The organism is Streptomyces sp. NPDC031210, assembly GCF_055570395.1.
In genome coordinates this window covers 379,204-394,586 of sequence record NZ_JBVIHH010000002.1, presented here as the reverse complement: position 1 = coordinate 394,586, position 15,383 = coordinate 379,204, and the positions used below count along the sequence as shown (strand labels likewise).

General features: G+C 71.9%; 12 protein-coding genes. 11 read left to right on the top strand and 1 reads right to left on the bottom strand.

The window, feature by feature from the left end:
* Positions 1–164: 164 nt before the first annotated feature.
* From ACZ45Z_RS05430 to ACZ45Z_RS05400, 7 genes are all read left to right on the top strand, one after another.
* Positions 165–530, top strand: a complete 366-nt coding sequence (locus ACZ45Z_RS05430; protein ID WP_468356447.1) for a hypothetical protein — start codon at positions 165–167, stop codon at positions 528–530.
* A 350-nt stretch (positions 531–880) separates the two neighbouring features.
* Positions 881–2,017: an ROK family transcriptional regulator gene (locus ACZ45Z_RS05425; RefSeq protein ID WP_468356444.1), complete on the top strand. Its 1,137-nt coding sequence runs from the start codon at positions 881–883 to the stop codon at positions 2,015–2,017.
* A gap of 80 nt (positions 2,018–2,097) precedes the next feature.
* Positions 2,098–3,423: an extracellular solute-binding protein gene (locus ACZ45Z_RS05420; protein WP_468357359.1), complete on the top strand. Its 1,326-nt coding sequence runs from the start codon at positions 2,098–2,100 to the stop codon at positions 3,421–3,423.
* Between the two features lie 13 nt (positions 3,424–3,436).
* On the top strand, positions 3,437–4,390 hold the full coding sequence (locus tag ACZ45Z_RS05415; protein WP_468356441.1) for a carbohydrate ABC transporter permease: 954 nt from the start codon (positions 3,437–3,439) through the stop codon (positions 4,388–4,390).
* 6 nt (positions 4,391–4,396) lie between these two features.
* Positions 4,397–5,305, top strand: coding sequence for a carbohydrate ABC transporter permease (locus ACZ45Z_RS05410; protein WP_468356438.1), 909 nt, complete (start codon positions 4,397–4,399; stop codon positions 5,303–5,305).
* A 9-nt stretch (positions 5,306–5,314) separates the two neighbouring features.
* Positions 5,315–6,568, top strand: coding sequence for a 6-phospho-beta-glucosidase (locus ACZ45Z_RS05405; RefSeq protein ID WP_468356435.1), 1,254 nt, complete (start codon positions 5,315–5,317; stop codon positions 6,566–6,568).
* Positions 6,559–7,539: an N-acetylglucosamine kinase gene (locus ACZ45Z_RS05400; RefSeq protein WP_468356432.1), complete on the top strand. Its 981-nt coding sequence runs from the start codon at positions 6,559–6,561 to the stop codon at positions 7,537–7,539. Before ACZ45Z_RS05405 ends, ACZ45Z_RS05400 begins: the two co-directional genes overlap by 10 nt.
* A 165-nt stretch (positions 7,540–7,704) precedes the next feature.
* Here the strand turns inward: ACZ45Z_RS05400 and ACZ45Z_RS05395 are convergent, their stop codons facing one another.
* Positions 7,705–8,178: a hypothetical protein gene (locus ACZ45Z_RS05395; protein WP_468356429.1), complete on the bottom strand. Its 474-nt coding sequence runs from the start codon at positions 8,176–8,178 to the stop codon at positions 7,705–7,707.
* Positions 8,179–8,511: 333 nt separating this feature from the next.
* On the opposite strand from ACZ45Z_RS05395, the gene ACZ45Z_RS05390 reads away from it, so the two are divergent.
* The 4 genes from ACZ45Z_RS05390 to ACZ45Z_RS05375 all read left to right on the top strand — a co-directional run bounded on the left by ACZ45Z_RS05390 (position 8,512) and on the right by ACZ45Z_RS05375 (position 15,383).
* Complete coding sequence (locus tag ACZ45Z_RS05390; protein WP_468356426.1) at positions 8,512–9,894, top strand: hypothetical protein; 1,383 nt, start codon at positions 8,512–8,514, stop codon at positions 9,892–9,894.
* A 117-nt stretch (positions 9,895–10,011) separates the two neighbouring features.
* On the top strand, positions 10,012–10,971 hold the full coding sequence (locus ACZ45Z_RS05385; RefSeq protein ID WP_468357356.1) for a glutamate ABC transporter substrate-binding protein: 960 nt from the start codon (positions 10,012–10,014) through the stop codon (positions 10,969–10,971).
* Between the two features lie 124 nt (positions 10,972–11,095).
* Complete coding sequence (locus ACZ45Z_RS05380; RefSeq protein ID WP_468356423.1) at positions 11,096–12,568, top strand: hypothetical protein; 1,473 nt, start codon at positions 11,096–11,098, stop codon at positions 12,566–12,568.
* Between the two features lie 58 nt (positions 12,569–12,626).
* Positions 12,627–15,383: a serine/threonine-protein kinase gene (locus ACZ45Z_RS05375; RefSeq protein ID WP_468356420.1), complete on the top strand. Its 2,757-nt coding sequence runs from the start codon at positions 12,627–12,629 to the stop codon at positions 15,381–15,383.

The following is a 15,383-nucleotide window of genomic DNA, read 5'->3' as shown; positions in this document are numbered from 1 at the left end:
TGGACGACGACCGGACGACGGCCGCGCGGGCGATGACCGCCCGCCGCATGACAGCAGCGGATGTGACGTAGATCACATCCGCTGCTGTCATACACGCCTCCCCCGTGAAACGTGTGCGGAGTGTCAGCACCAACGACACGTTCGACGGAGAAGGAGACTTCACCATGAAGATCCGCAATCGCGTGGCCACGGGGGCCGTCGCTTCGGTTCTGATGCTCGGCAGCGCGGCGGCCCTGACCGCCGCCGCCCCCGCTGCCGCCGCCCCGGCCGCACCCGCGGCGGAGGCCCGCACCGCCGCCCGCATCACCAACGACCTGAGCTGCACCACCACGACGGACGGTCGCACGGGCACCGCGGACTGCACCAACCGCACCAACCGCACCATCGCCTTCCGCGCCACCGTCGTCTGCGGCTGGTGGCCCGACCAGACCGGCCCCTGGAAGACCCTCAACCCCGGCGCCCGCGACACCTCCGCCGCCACCTGCAGCGGCGGCACCGGCGTCGGCAGCGTCGGCTGGCAAGAGGGCTGAACCAGGCCGAAAACCCGCCTCACACCCAGCCACCCCAAGGATTCCCCGCCCCCGCGCGGGACCCCTTGAGGCCCGGTTGACCTGAGGCGCACATACGGGGGGATAGGGGCGCACCACGACGGTGCGCCCCTATCGCGTGCCGGCGGCGGCTGTCCGCGCTGCCCCGCACGGGGTCGCGGTAAGTCGGCCCGTCGGGGGCATTGACGGGGTTCGGTGGGCGGCCTACCTTCCTGTTCATCGATTGGAAAGTTTCTTAACAGATGGTCGGCGGGTGTGGCGGCCGAGAGACGGGGTGAGGCGTCGTGGCCGGTGGGCTGGGGGTTCCCGGGACGCCGCGGGTTCTGCGGGCCATGAATGACCGGGCCGCGCTCGATCTGCTGGTGTCGCAGGGGCCGTTGACACGGACGCAGATCGGGGAGATGACCGGGCTGTCGAAGCCGACCGCCTCGCAGTTGCTGGGGCGGCTGGAGGCCGCTGGGCTGGTGCGGACGACGGGGAACGTGACCGGGCGGCCGGGGCCGAGCGCGCAGTTGTACGAGGTCAATCCGGTGGCCGCGCATGTCGCGGCGCTGGCCGTGGACCAGATGGGAATCACCGCGGCGGTCGCCGACATCACCGGGCGGGTGCTCGGCCAGGAACGGGTCGGGACGGACGCGGTGGAGGAGGAAGCGCCGCACCGGACCGCCCAGTTGGTGGCGGCGGCCGTGGACGGTGCGCTCGCCGAGGCGGGGCTGGCGCGCGAGCGGCTGCACGGGGCGGTGATCGGGACGCCCGGCGCGCTGGACCCGCGGACCGGGCGGCTGCGGTACGCCCCGCATCTGCCGGGCTGGCATTCGCGGGCGCTGAAGGAAGAGCTGGGCGAGGTGCTGGGCACGCCGATCGTCATCGAGAACGATGTGAACCTGGCGGCCGTGGCGGAGCAATACGGCGGCGCGGCACAGGATTTCGACGACTTCGTGCTGGTGTGGGCCGACGAGGGCGTCGGGGCCGCGATCGTGCTGGGCGGGCAGTTGCTGCGCGGGGCGACCGGCGGTGCGGGCGAGATCGGGTACATGCCGCTGCCGGGCGCGCCGCTCGCCCGGGGCGGTGACCGCAGCGCCGCCCGGCCGGACGGCGGGGGCGGTTTCCAGCGGCTCGTCGGGTCGCCGAGCGTGGTGGCACTGGCCCGGGAGTACGGGAATTCCCGGGTCCATACGGTCGCCGAGGCCCTGGCCCACGATGAGGTGCGGGCCGAGGTGGCGCGCCGGCTGGCGACCGGGCTGGCGGCGGTGGTCGCGGTGGTCGACCCCCGGCTGGTGGTGCTGTCCGGCGAGGTGGCGCAGGCCGGCGGGGAGCCGCTGCGGGAGCTGGTGGAGGAGGAGTTCACCGGGCTGGCGCTGCCGCGTCCCGAGCTGCGGCTCAGCCGTATCGAGGGAAATCCGATCCTCATCGGCGCACTGCGGACGGCGCTCGCCGAGGCCCGTGACGCCGTCTTCGACACGGCGTGAGGCCGAACGCACGTCGTTTTTCGCACCTTGCCGCTTTTCCATCCTCCTTCGTAAAGGAAGTCGCCGTGCCGTTCTCGCGCATGCGCATCTGCCTGTCCGCGGCGCTGGCCGGCGCCGGATTGTTCGTTTCGGGCTGCGCCAATCCCGCCGTCGGAAACGACCGCGACGATCCGACGAAGCCGGTCACGCTGAAGTTCTGGCACGGCTGGTCCACCCCGGGCGAGGTGCGGGCCATCAACGACAGCATCGCCCGGTTCGAGAGGCTTCACCGCAACATCAAGGTCGAGGCCATCGGAAACGTCACCGACGAGACGGTGAATCAGGCACTGCGGGCCGGCGGGGACGACGCGCCGGATGTGGTGTCGTCGTTCACCACCAACAACGTGGGGCAGTACTGCTCGTCGGGGATGTGGGCCGATCTCGACCCCTTCATGAAGAAGACCGGGGTGAAGAAGGAGAAGGTCTTCCCGAAGACCTTTCTGGAGTACACCAGTTACCGGGGCACGCAGTGCGCGCTGCCGCTGCTCGCCGATTCCTACGGGCTCTATTACAACAAGGACGCCTTCAAAAAGGCCGGCATCGAACGGCCGCCGCACACGATGTCCGAACTGAGGCGGGACGCGGCGAAACTCACCCGGCGTGCCGAGGACGGCTCGTACGAACAGGTGGGTTTCATGCCCGACTTCCGGCTCTACCAGAACAGCCCGGACCGGCTGTTCGCGCAGTGGGGACCGACGTACTTCGACAAGCGCGGCAAGGCCCGGCTGGCCGAGGACCCACACACCGAGGACTTCTTCACCACCCAGCGCGCGCTGCTCGACGCGCAGGGCGGCTACAGCGCGCTGGAGAAGTTCCGCACCACCTTCGGTGCCGAGATGTCCTCGCAGAACGCCTTCCTGACGCAGAAGGTCGCCATGCACATGGACGGCGAGTGGCGCGGGCTGATGCTCAAGGACGCGAAAACGACGTTCCGTTGGGACACCGCGCCGATGCCCGTGCCGGACGACCAGGAGGAGACGTACGGCAGGGGTTATCTGACGGGCACGGTCGCCGGTATCGCGCACAGCAGTCAGCACCAGAACGCGGCCTGGGAGCTGGTGAGGTTCCTGACGGTGGACACCGATCAGGTGGTGCGGTTCGCCAACGCCATCCATAACGTGCCGTCGACGTTCGCGGCCCTGAAATCCCCCCGGCTGGACGCCGACCCGGCCTTCCGCACCTTCGTCGCTATCGCCCGGAACCGGCACAGCACCGCTCTGCCGCCGTCCGTCAACGGCGGTCAGTACATCACCGCGCTCCAGGACTTCTCCTACGACGTCGAGGCCGGAAAGGTCCAGGATCTCGGCAAGGGCCTGCGCGGGCTCGACGCCCAGATCGACGCCGACAACCTCCAGTCCGAGAACTGACGGAGATCCCGCCATGTCATCCACCCTTCCCGCGCCCGAACTGCGCCGTAAACGCACCCGCCGGCGCCTGCGCACCCTGGGCTTCCTCTCCCCCTGGCTGGTCGGTTTCTCCGTCTTCTTCGGCTATCCGCTGATCGCCACCGTCCATTTCTCCTTCATGCACTACAACCAGATCCAGGAGCCCGAGTTCGTGGGGCTGCGGAACTGGAAATACGTGCTGACCCAGATGCCGCTGTTCGGTCCGGCGCTGTGGAACACCCTGTGGCTGGTGGTGGTGATGGTCGCGCTGCGCGTCGTGTTCGGACTGGGCATCGGCGTCCTCGTCACGAAGATCAAATCGGGGGCCGGGTTCTTCCGCACGGCGTTCTACCTGCCGTACCTGGCCCCTCCGGTGGCCGCGACCGTGGCCTTCGTCTTCCTGCTCAACCCCGGCACCGGGCCCGTCAACGAGATCCTCGGGGCGGTCGGCATCGAGGCGCCCTCGTGGTTCAACGACCCGGCCTGGGCCAAGCCGTCGCTGGTCATCCTGTCCCTGTGGGGCATCGGCGACCTGATGGTGATCTTCATGGCGGCGTTGCTGGACGTCCCCCGGGAGCAGTACGAGGCCGCCGAACTGGACGGGGCGGGCGCCTGGGGGAAGTTCCGCTATGTCACCTGGCCCGCGATCATCCCGATCGTGCTGTTCGCCGTGGTCACCGGTGTCGTGCAGACCATGCAGTACTACACCCAGGCCCTGGTCGCCGGAAAACTCGCCTCCGGCGTCTCCATCGGCCCCGGCTCGGTGATCCAGCCCGGCTACCCCGACCATTCCACCCTCACCGTTCCGCAACTCGTCTACTCCCTCGGGTTCCAGAACTTCAACACCGGCGCGGCGTGCGTGCTCTCCCTCGTGCTGTTCGCCATCGCCATGGCCGTCACCACCCTGCTGATGCGCAAGCGCGCCGGCCTGCTTCCGGCGGAGGGCTGATCCGATATGACCACCACGACGCTGCGAGCGCCCAGCACACCGGCCCGTACGGGGGCCACCGACCGCGGCCCGGCGGCGCGCGGCCGGCGCAGGCGGCTGCTGCACTGGATCGCCGTGCACTCCCTCGCCGTCGCCGCCGGCCTCTTCTTCGTCCTGCCGTTCGTCTTCGTCTTCCTCACCTCCGTGATGAGCGACAACCAGGCGATGAGCGGCGAACTGTGGCCGCACGAGTGGCACTGGTCGAACTACCTCACTGTCTTCAACACCCCCGGGTTTCTGGACTGGTGGAAGAACTCGCTGATGTACGCGGGCCTGGGCACGCTGTTCACCGTCTGTTCGGCGGTACCGGTCGCCTACGCGCTCGCCCGCTTCCGCTTCCGTGGGCGCCGCACGGCGATGGTCCTGGTGATCTCCACGATGATGCTGCCGCCGCAGGTCATCGTGATCCCGATGTATCTGGTCTGGGCCCAGCAACTGCACCTGTCCGGTTCACTGTGGCCGCTGATCATTCCGATGGCGTTCGGCGACGCATATTCGATCTTCCTGCTTCGGCAGTTCCTGCTGACGATCCCGCAGGAGTACATCGAGTCGGCCAAGGTGGACGGCTGCGGCGAACTGCGCACCCTGCTGAAGATCATTGTGCCGATGGCCAAGCCGGGCATCGCCGCCGTCGCCCTCTTCCAGTTCTTCTACTGCTGGAACGACTACTTCGGCCCGCAGATCTACGCCGCGCAGAACCCCGCCTCCTGGACGCTCTCCTACGGCCTGGAGTCGTTCAAGAGCGCCCACGGCGGCGTCAACTGGAACCTGACCATGGCCGCGACGCTGCTGGTCATGGCCCCCGTCCTCATCGTTTTCTTCTTCGCGCAGAAGGCCTTCGTCGAAGGCGTCACGCTCACCGGAGTGAAGGGCTGAACCGGAACAATGAAGCTCGCAGTGGTCGGCGGAGGCTCGACCTACACCCCCGAACTCATCGACGGCTTCGCGCGGTTGCGGGACACCCTGCCGCTGGAGGAACTCGTCCTCATCGACCCGGCCGCCGACCGGCTCGAACTGATCGGCGGGCTCGCCCGGCGCATCTTCGACAAGCAGGGCCACCCAGGCCTGATCACCTGGACCGGTGATCTGGACGCCGGCGTCGACGGCGCCGACGCCGTACTGCTGCAACTGCGCGTCGGCGGCCAGGCCACCCGCGACCAGGACGAGACCTGGCCGCTGGAGTGCGGGTGCGTCGGCCAGGAGACCACCGGTGCCGGCGGACTCGCCAAGGCGCTGCGGACCGTCCCCGTCGTCCTGGACATCGCCGAGCGGGTCCGCCGCCGCAACCCCGGCGCCTGGATCGTCGACTTCACCAACCCCGTCGGCATCGTCACCCGTGCCCTCCTCACCCACGGCCACAAGGCCGTGGGGCTGTGCAATGTCGCGATCGGCTTCCAACGGAAATTCGCCGGGCTGCTGGGCGTCAGCCCCGATCAGGTCGAGCTGGAGCACGTCGGCCTCAACCACCTGACCTGGGAGCGGGCCGTCCGCGTCGGCGGCGAGGACGTGCTGCCCGAGCTGCTCAGCCGCCACGGCGACGCGGTCGCCGGCGATCTGCGCATGCCCCGCTCGCTCCTGGACCGGCTCGGCGTCGTCCCTTCCTATTACCTGCGCTACTACTACCAACACGACGAGGTCGTACGGGAACTGCGCGGCAAGCCGTCCCGGGCGGCGGAGGTCGCCGCGATCGAGAAGCGGCTGCTCGATATGTACGGCGATCCGGCGCTGGAGGAGAAACCGGCTTTGCTGGGCGAGCGGGGTGGTGCGTTCTATTCGGAGGCGGCGGTGGCATTGACGTCCTCTCTGCTGCGGGATACCGGCGATGTCCAGGTGGTCAACGCCCTCAACAACGGCACGCTGCCCCTCCTGCCGGACGACGCGGTGATCGAGGTGCCGGCGAGGGTGGGTGCGTCGGGAGCCGCGCCGCTGCCCGTGCGGCCGTTGGAGCCGCTGTTCGCCGGGCTGGTCGCCAACGTCACGGCGTATGAACACCTGGCGCTGGAGGCGGCGTTGCGCGGTGGGAGGGAAAGGGTCTTCGAGGCACTGCTCTCCCATCCGCTGATCGGTCAGATCGACTACGCGGACCGGCTCGCGGACGAGCTGATCGCGCACAACCGGGAGCACCTCACGTGGGCCTGACGAACGCCGCCCTCGCCATCGACGCGGGCAACAGCAAGACCGACGTGGCTCTGGTGGGCCCGGACGGAGCGGTGCTCGGGACCGCCCGGGGTGGCGGGTTCCAACCTCATGTGGTGGGTGTGGGGCGGGCGGTGGACGTGCTGGCGCCGCTGGTCGCGTCGGCGCTGGCGCAGGTCGGGCACGAGGGACCTGTCGAGCAGGTCTCGGCGTATCTGGCCAATGCAGATCTGCCCGCCGAGGAGGACGCGTTGACGGCGGAGATCACGGACCGGGGCTGGGCGCGGGAGGTGACCGTCGGCAACGACACCCTGGCCCTGCTGCGGGCCGGGCTGCCGGACACCGGGGAACCGGTGGGGGTGGCGGTGGTGTGCGGGGCGGGCATCAACGGAGCGGGCATCGGGCACGGCGGGGCCACGGCGCGGTTCCCGGCCGTGGGCCGGCTCTCCGGTGACTGGGGCGGCGGCGCCTTTCTCGCCGAGGAGGCGCTGTGGTGGGCAGCGCGCGCCGAGGACGGCCGGGGTGAGCGGAGCGAGCTGGCTCGCGCCCTGCCGGCGCATTTCGGCCTCGCGACCATGCCGGCGCTGATCGAGGCATTGCATCTGGGAGCCATTCCCGACCGGCGGCGGCACGAACTGACCCCGGTGTTGTTCGACGTCGCGGCGGACGGTGATCCGGTCGCCCGCGCGATCGTGGCCCGCCAGGCGGAGGAGGTCGTGCTGCTGGCTTCGGTCGCGCTGGAGCGGCTCGATCTCCTCGGCGAGCGGACGCCGGTTGTCCTCGGCGGTGGCGTCCTGGCCGCCCGGCATCCGCTGCTGCACGACCGGGTGGTGCACCTGCTGGCCGAGCGCGCACCGAAGGCCGTACCGCGCGTGATGACGGCGCCGCCGGTGCTGGGCGCGGCTCTCCACGCCCTGGACCGGGCGGGCGCGGACGAGGGGGCGTATCGGAGGTTGCGGAGGACCTGGGAGTAGCGGGGAACCTGTGGGTGGCAGGGACTGGCGGGCGGCGCCACCGCCGTGGCGTCCACCGCGCGAGGGTCCGGAGCTTGCTGGCCTTGCGGAGCTTGTGGGCTTTGCGGAGCTTGTGGAGGAGGCCGAGCACGTGAGCCGGGCGTCCGCCGGCCGCTTTGGTGGGCGTCATCCGATCTCCACGCTCCAGCCGCGCCAGGTCTCGACGCGCTCCCCTGGTGCGAGCACGATGTCGGTCCCGCCGGCTGCACGAGCCGTTATGTCCGCGGGCCCGCCGACCGCCTCACGGCTGACCTCCTCACGCCCGGCCACCTCACGGCCGATCGCCTCACACCCGCCCGTCGCACCCCCGACCGCCGCCGCCTCCACCTCTCCTCCCCCACCTCCCACCCCGGCCTCCGCTCTCGCCCCCGCCCCATCGTCGCGTTCCGTGACGATGGTGACGTGCCGGTCGGTGTCATTGATGATGAGGATGGCGCGGCCGTCCGCCGGGTGATCGATGGGGTAGCTGCCGCCCGGGTCGACATACGTCGTGCCCCCGATGGTCAGGAAACCCCTGGCCGGGCGGGCGTAGCCCGGCACGGCGGCGGCTTTCGTCGTGGCGGCGGCGAGCGGGCCGAGGACTTTGGTGAGGCGTCGCATGAGGGACCTCCGATACGCGGGGCACGCGGTGCGAACCTGTGCCGGGCAGTGGCGGACAACCACCTTTCGTGACAGAGAGTAGTCGTCTCGGCGGGCGTTGGTCACCAGCGCATGGGAGTGAATCGACGGGCGCGCAGCCCGCCCCGCACGCCCCGTCCCTCGCCGACCCCAACCCAACCGGATACGAACAAGATCGGGCCAATACCGGTGTGCCGGCCGTCAGCGGCGGACATACTGCTGCCCGTGCCCCAGTTCTCGCGCACTCGCGCGGGACAGCGCGCCGCACCGGGGCCGGATCGAGTCAGCGGCCTAGGGGGAGGTTGGGTGCCGTCCGTGTCGACCAGCAGCGTGTCACCGCCCGTGCCGGGTCGCCGTACGGCGTGGGCCGACGGCCTGGACGAGCTGCGCGCCGCCGCGACGACCGAGCCCGGAAGGCTGCGGGTGATCGGCGCGTTCCTCGCCCTGCTGCTGGTGGTCTTCGGCGGCGTCACGGCCTGGCAGGTGTCCGACCGCGCGGCGGCCGCGGACGACGTGGTGGAGCGCAGCCAACCGCTGAGCGCCGACGCGGCCAGCATCTACCGTTCGCTGGCGGACGCCGACACCACCGCGGCCGGCGGGTTCCTGGCCGGCGCCGAGGAGAGTCCGGCGACGCGCGAGCGCTATGCCGCCGACATCGCGACGGCGTCGGAGCTGCTGGTCAAGGCGGCTGCGAGCACCCGGGGCGCCGACCGGCGGATCGCCCAGCTCAACAGGCAACTGCCGCGCTACGCGGGCCTGGTGGAGACGGCCCGGACCAACAACCGGCAGGGCCTGCCGCTGGGCGGCGCGTATCTGAGGTACGCGAATGAGCGGATGCGTACGGAACTTCTGCCGGCGGCCCGGGCGTTGTACGAGGCGGAGACCGGCCGGCTGGCGGCGGACTACGACGCGGCGAAGGCGTGGCCCGGATGGGCGCTGGCTTCCGGGGTGGCCGCCGTCGCGGCGCTGGTCTGGGCGCAGCGCAGGCACTACCGGCGTACGAACCGGGTGTTCAACCGCGGGCTGCTCGCCGCGACGGCCGCGTCGGTCGCCGTGCTGCTGTGGCTGGTGGCGGGCCATGCGGTGGCGTGTTCGGGGCTGACCGCTTCCGCCGATCACGGGGCCCGCTCGCTGCGGGTGCTGACCGAGGCGCGGATCGAGGCACTCCAGGCGCGCGGGGACGAGAACTTGACGCTGGTGGCGCGCGGGGCGGTGCTCACCGGGGACCAGAAGGACTTCTACGAGGCCGGCTTCCGTTCGGGCATGGAGCGCCTGGCGGGCATGGAGAATCTGGCGGACGCGGAGAAGAGGGGGGACGCGGCGCCGGGCAGCAGGCTGGGGGCGGCGCTGGCGCTGGCGGACGACGAGGCGGGGCGGCGCCCGGTGCGCGATGCCGTGGCCCACGTACGGCAGTGGCGGCTGCGGCACGCCGAGGCGCGGGCGGCGGATGACAAGGGGGACTACGACCGGGCGCTGGCCAAGGTGATCGGCACCGACCGGCCCACCCGGGAGTCCTTCGACCGGGTGGATGCCGCGCTCCGGAAGGCGCTGGCGCACGAACAGGCCGAGTTCCGCTCGGCGGCGGACGGTGGGCGCCGGGCGTTCGGTGGGCTGGCGGTGGGCGCCGCGGTGCTCGCGGTGCTGGCGGCGACCGGCACGGTGCTCGGGATCGGGCGCAGACTGTCGGAGTACCGGTGAGGGGCGCCTGGTGAGGGAGGGGACGGGCTGGTGAGAGTGGGCGAACGCCCGGTGGGCAAGGCCACGCTGGGAAATCTGCGGGCCGTTCTGGCGCCGGTCGCGGCCGGGGTCGGCGTGATGGCGGCCGCGGCGGTCGTGGTGGTGCCGCTGCTGGTGCCCGCCCGGGCCGGTGGCGGGCCGGCCGACGGGTCCGCGGGTGCGTCGCGACCGGCGGCGCACCGGGCGTACGAGCCCGGCGCGGGGCACGCCGCGCCCGCCGCCGCGCGCTGCACGGCGCGCAACGCGGCGGAGAGCCTGCGTCCGTCCTCAGCCGACGGCACGGCGGTGGAGCGGATCAAGGAGAAGGGCCAACTGGTCGTCGGCGTCGACCAGAACACCTACCGGTGGGGCTATCGCAACCCCGGGACCGGCGAGCTGGAGGGCTTCGACATCGATCTGGCGCGGGCCATCGCCGAGGACATTCTGGGGCCGGACGCGAAGGTCGTCTTCCATGCGGTGCCGACCAACCAGCGCATGCCGGCGCTGCGCGAACGCACCGTCGACATGGTGGTGCGGACGATGACGGTCAACTGTGCGCGCAAGGAGCAGGTGGCGTTCTCGACGGCGTACTTCCAGGCGGGGCAGCAGGTGCTGGCTCCGAAGGCGTCGAAGATCACGGCGTTCGACCACTCGCTGCGCGGCAAGCGGGTGTGCACGGCCGCCGGTTCGACGGGCGAGAGCGAGCTGACGGCTCAGCGGCACGGTGCGCGGGTGCTGACGGTGCCCAGTCAGCTCGACTGTCTGGTCCGGCTGCAGCTCGGCGAGGCGGACGCGGTCGTGACGGACAACGCGCTGGCCGCCGCGCAGGCCGCCCAAGACCCCACCGTCGAGCTCAAGGGCGAGCCGTTCACGGACGAGCCGTACGGCGTGGCGATGAACAAGGACGACACGGATCTGGTCCGGCGCGTCAACAAGGTGCTGGAGGACTACCGGGGCGACGGGGGCGCGGACAGTCCCTGGATGCGGGCGTACCGCACCTGGTTGCGGGCCGATCTGCCGGGGATAGCGGGACCGCCGGCACCTGAGTACAGCGACTGACCGCCCAGGAGCGGCCCGATGCCGTCACTATGGACGGGGAGAAGCCGGAGAGAAACAGGTAACGCGAGCAGCGAGCAGAGCACGTCAACCGCCGTGCGGCGCAGGTGTATTGGAGAGGTGATCGATGGGGGTCCCGGGATCCTTCCCCGGCTTCGCGGGGCAGCCCCCTGCCCAGGTGATGGGCCAGGACGAGGTGGACCGCGCTCTGGCGTGGCTCGACGCGGAGTACGAGGCGATCGAGACGTCGCTGCTGGCGTTGCAGGATCACGCGGGCCGCCGGCTTCTGGAGGGCGCCGATCTGTCGGGTGTCACCAAAGAGCACTGGGCCGCCACGGAGCGGGCCATCACGCTCCTGTGGTCGTTGTTCGACACGTATACGGAGGCGTTGGCGGCGGCACGGAAGGTGCGCGAGCGACGGCGCCTGCCGTCCTCGGAGGATCTCGCGGAGCTGACGGAACTGCTCCAGGGCCGCGGGGTGACGGTCGCGGGCACGGCGGACGGCGGGCTGGAGAGCGGTCCGGAGAGCGGCCCCACCCGGTCGGAGGGCGGTCCGGAGAGCGGCGGCCCCATCCGGTCGGAGGGCGGTCCCACCCAGCCGGAGACCGATCCTCCTCGGTCGGACAACAACCCGGCTCGGCCGGAAAACGATCCTCCCCGCTCGGAAAACGATCCGGCTCGGGCCGGCGAGCGGATCAGCCTGCGGGAGCTCGTCGAGCGGATGAACGTGGAGTACGCGCGCTCGCTCGACGTCATCGTCGCCGCCGACGCCGTGTGGACCGCGCTTCCCGCCCGTATCGACCTGCTTTCCACCGAGTTGCGGCGGACCCGTTCGCTGGCGCACTCGGTGGGGGTGCGCCCCGGTGAGCATCCCGCGGGCGACGACCTGGAGCGGATCACGGACGAGCTGTCGCGGTTGCGGGCCCGGGTGATCTCGGATCCGCTGGCGTTCTGGGTGTCGTCGTCCACGGGGAGTTCCGCCCCGGGCGGCGGCCGTCCGGACACCGAACGGTACGACCGGGCGGCCCGCGCGCTGGAGGGCATCCGGCGGGAGGTCGAGGCGGTGCTGGACGTCCGGCAGGACGCGGAGCGGCGGTTGATGCGGCTGCGGGACGTCCTGTCCCGGGCGGACCGGACGCTGACGGAGGCGCGGCAGGCCCGCGGCGAGGTCCTCGCGAAGATCGCGGCATCCGAGGTGCCGGCGGTCAGCGGCCCCTCGACCACACTGCACGAGCAGTTGGCGACCGCCGCGGAATACCGCAGACGGTCGCAGTGGCACCGTCTCTCGCCTCTCCTGGACAGCCTGGAGGAGCGGGCGGAGGACGAACTCCACCGCGCCCGGGAGTCGCTGACGGCCGTGACCGCCCCCCTGGCGATACGGGCCGAGCTGCGCGGGCGGCTGGACGCCTACCGGGCGAAGGTCGCGCGGCACGGCCTGGCGGACGATCCGCTGCTGATGGAGCGGTATGACGCGGCCCGCCGGATGCTGTGGAGCGCCCCGTGCGACCTGAGGGCGGCCGAGCAGGCGGTGTGGCGCTATCAGCGGGCGGCCGCGGAGGCGTGGGAACCGCCGCGGGCGGAGCCACGGGAGGAAGCGTGACGAAGACGTGGGATCCGCGGTGGGTGGGAAGCGCACCGCGTGGAGCCGAGGGGGAAGCGTGAGAGAGGAGGCCGACGCGGGGTGTCAGCGCCGGGAGTGCGCGGGGAGTTACGAGGACGCGGGCGGCGGCGAGCGCTACTGCGACACCTGCGGACTCGCGCCGGTCGTCTCGCCCGGCGGCCTGCTGTCCTCGCCGCCCACGGGACTGACGGGCCGGGTACTCCCGGGCGCCCGGGCCGGCCATTCGGCGCCCTCCCGCCGTTCGGTGTCCGGCCGGCTGTCGCGGGCGCTGTCCGGGGGCGTGCCGACGCGGGCCGTGTCGGCGGTGTCGGGGCGCCGTTCGGGGGGCGCACGGGCCTCGGGCTCCGGGTCGGGGCCGGCGCGGGGCCGGCTGGGCGCGGGCCTGGTGGCCGTACCACCTGTGCCACGGCCCGATCCGCGCACGGCGGTCCTGGAGAATCCGGAGGTCCCCGAACGCAAGCGGTTCTGCAGCCGCGGTGACTGCGGCGCACCGGTCGGCCGACCCCGCGGCGCGGTCCCCGGCAGTACGGAAGGTTTCTGCACCAAGTGCGGCCACCCGTACAGCTTCGTGCCCAAGCTGCGGGCGGGCGATCTCGTGCACGACCAGTACGAGGTCGTGGGCTGCCTGGCGCACGGCGGCCTCGGGTGGATCTATCTCGCGGTCGACCACGCGGTCTCCGACCGTTGGGTGGTGCTCAAGGGCCTGCTGGACACCGGTGACGAGGAGGCGCTGGCGGTCGCCATGTCGGAGCGGCGGTTCCTCGCCGAGATCGAGCACTCCAACATCGTGCGGATCTACAACTTCGTGGAGCATCTCGACCCGTCGACGAGCAGCCTGGACGGCTACATCGTCATGGAGTACGTCGGCGGCAAGTCCCTCAAGGAGATCGCCAACGACCGCCGCACGCCCCAGGGGCGGCGCGATCCCCTGCCGGTCGATCAGGCCTGCGCGTACGGCATCGAGGCGCTGGAGGCGCTCGGCCATCTGCACAGCCGCAACCTGCTGTACTGCGACTTCAAGGTCGACAACGCCATCCAGCAGAACGACCAGCTCAAGCTGATCGACATGGGTGCCGTGCGCAGGATGGACGACGACGAGAGCGCGATCTACGGAACGATCGGCTATCAGGCGCCCGAAGTCGCCGAGCTGGGCCCGTCGGTCGCCTCCGACCTCTACACCGTGGCCCGCACGCTCGCCGTGCTCACCTTCGACTTCCAGGGCTATACGAACGTCTTCGCGGACTCCCTGCCGGACCCGGACAACATCGAGGTCTTCCGCGACTACGAGTCGTTCTACCGGCTGCTGGTCCGCGCCACCGACCCCGATCCGGCCCGTAGATTCGCCTCCGCCGAGGAGATGGCCGAGCAGTTGACGGGGGTGCTGCGGGAGGTCGTGGCGCTCCGGACGGGCGAGCAGCGCCCGTCGCTCTCCACGCTGTTCGGGCCGGAAATGCGGGTGGTGGACACCGAGTTGATGGCGGCGGTCCGGGGCGACAGCTCCCTGCTCGGTGACCGTCGGGTGACGCGGGGCGGCGGGTCGCCGCGCGGTGGCCGCAGGGGGGCGCGAGGTGGCTCTTCCCTGCTCGGTGGCCGCCGGGTGCCGCCAGGTGGTCGTTCCCTGTTCGGTGGCCGCGGCGCGGCGCGGGGCGGCCCGGCGGGTGACGGAACCGGCCCTGCGGGCAGCCCGGCCGATGTCCCGGCGCGGGCCGCATACGCGAGCGAGCCGACGGGCGGGGCCGCGGCTGGGGCGGTGTGCGGGGTGGCGAGTGCGCCGGCGCGCGGGTCCACGAGCCTGCCGGACGGCGGTCCCGACCTCCGCCCCCTGGACGCCGGCGCCGCCGCCCTCGCGCTGCCGCTACCGCGCGTCGATCCCGCCGACCCCGATGCCGGTTTCCTGGCCGGGCTGGTGGCGGCCCCGCCGGAGGAACTCCTCCTCGCCCTGCGCTCCGCCCCCGCCGACTCCCTGGAGACCCGGCTGCGCGAGCTGCGCGCGCTGTTGGAGACGGGGGACGGCCCGGCGGCCCGCGCGGCGCTGGCGTCGATCGAGGCGGAGCACGGGGCCGGGCTCGGCGCGGAGCACCCCGAGGAGTGGGGCGCCGACTGGCGCGTGGTGTGGCACCGCGGCCTGGTGGCGCTGGCGACCGGCGACCGCGAGACCGCCGCACTGTCCTTCGACGCGGTGTACGACGCCTTCCCCGGCGAGCCGGCGCCGAAGCTGGCGCTGGGCATCTGCGCCGAGCTGCTGGGGCAGACGGACAACGCCGCCGAGTACTACCGCCTGGTGTGGACGGCCGACCACAGCTTCGTCAGCGCCGCGTTCGGCCTGGCCCGGACGCGGCTGGCGGTGGGCGACCGGACGGGCGCGGCCTGGGCGCTGGAGTCCGTACCGGAGTCGTCCATCCACTACACGGCGGCACGGATCGCGGCGGTCCGCGCCCGGCTGCGGCAGCGCTCCCCCCACGATGCCCTGCTGGCGGATCTGCGCACCGCCGCCGAACAGGTCGAAGCGCTGGCGGACTTCGGCCTGGACGCCGGGCGCCGCGAACAACTCGCCACCGAGGTACTGGGCACCGCCCTGGACTGGGTACTCTCCGGTAGCCACGGTGCCGGGCCGGACGGCGGACAGCCCTCGCACGAGGGGCCGACGCTGCTCGGCAGCGCGCTCGACGAGCGCGGCCTGCGGTTCGGCCTGGAGCGGTCGTACCGCCTGCTCGCGCGGCTGGCGCGGCGTGGCGAGGAAAGGATCGAGCTGGTGGAGCGGGCCAACCGTTTCCGCCCCAGGACGTGGGTGTGA

Excerpts from the sequence above, each read along its gene's own strand:
- ACZ45Z_RS05430 (WP_468356447.1), top strand. The coding sequence starts at position 165 with ATGAAGATCCGCAATCGCGTGGCCACGGGGGCCGTCGCTTCGGTTCTG.
- ACZ45Z_RS05425 (WP_468356444.1), top strand. The coding sequence starts at position 881 with ATGAATGACCGGGCCGCGCTCGATCTGCTGGTGTCGCAGGGGCCGTTG.
- ACZ45Z_RS05420 (WP_468357359.1), top strand. The coding sequence starts at position 2,098 with ATGCGCATCTGCCTGTCCGCGGCGCTGGCCGGCGCCGGATTGTTCGTT.
- ACZ45Z_RS05415 (WP_468356441.1), top strand. The coding sequence starts at position 3,437 with ATGTCATCCACCCTTCCCGCGCCCGAACTGCGCCGTAAACGCACCCGC.
- ACZ45Z_RS05410 (WP_468356438.1), top strand. The coding sequence starts at position 4,397 with ATGACCACCACGACGCTGCGAGCGCCCAGCACACCGGCCCGTACGGGG.
- ACZ45Z_RS05405 (WP_468356435.1), top strand. The coding sequence starts at position 5,315 with ATGAAGCTCGCAGTGGTCGGCGGAGGCTCGACCTACACCCCCGAACTC.
- ACZ45Z_RS05395 (WP_468356429.1), bottom strand. The coding sequence starts at position 8,178 with ATGCGACGCCTCACCAAAGTCCTCGGCCCGCTCGCCGCCGCCACGACG.
- ACZ45Z_RS05385 (WP_468357356.1), top strand. The coding sequence starts at position 10,012 with ATGGCGGCCGCGGCGGTCGTGGTGGTGCCGCTGCTGGTGCCCGCCCGG.
- ACZ45Z_RS05380 (WP_468356423.1), top strand. The coding sequence starts at position 11,096 with ATGGGGGTCCCGGGATCCTTCCCCGGCTTCGCGGGGCAGCCCCCTGCC.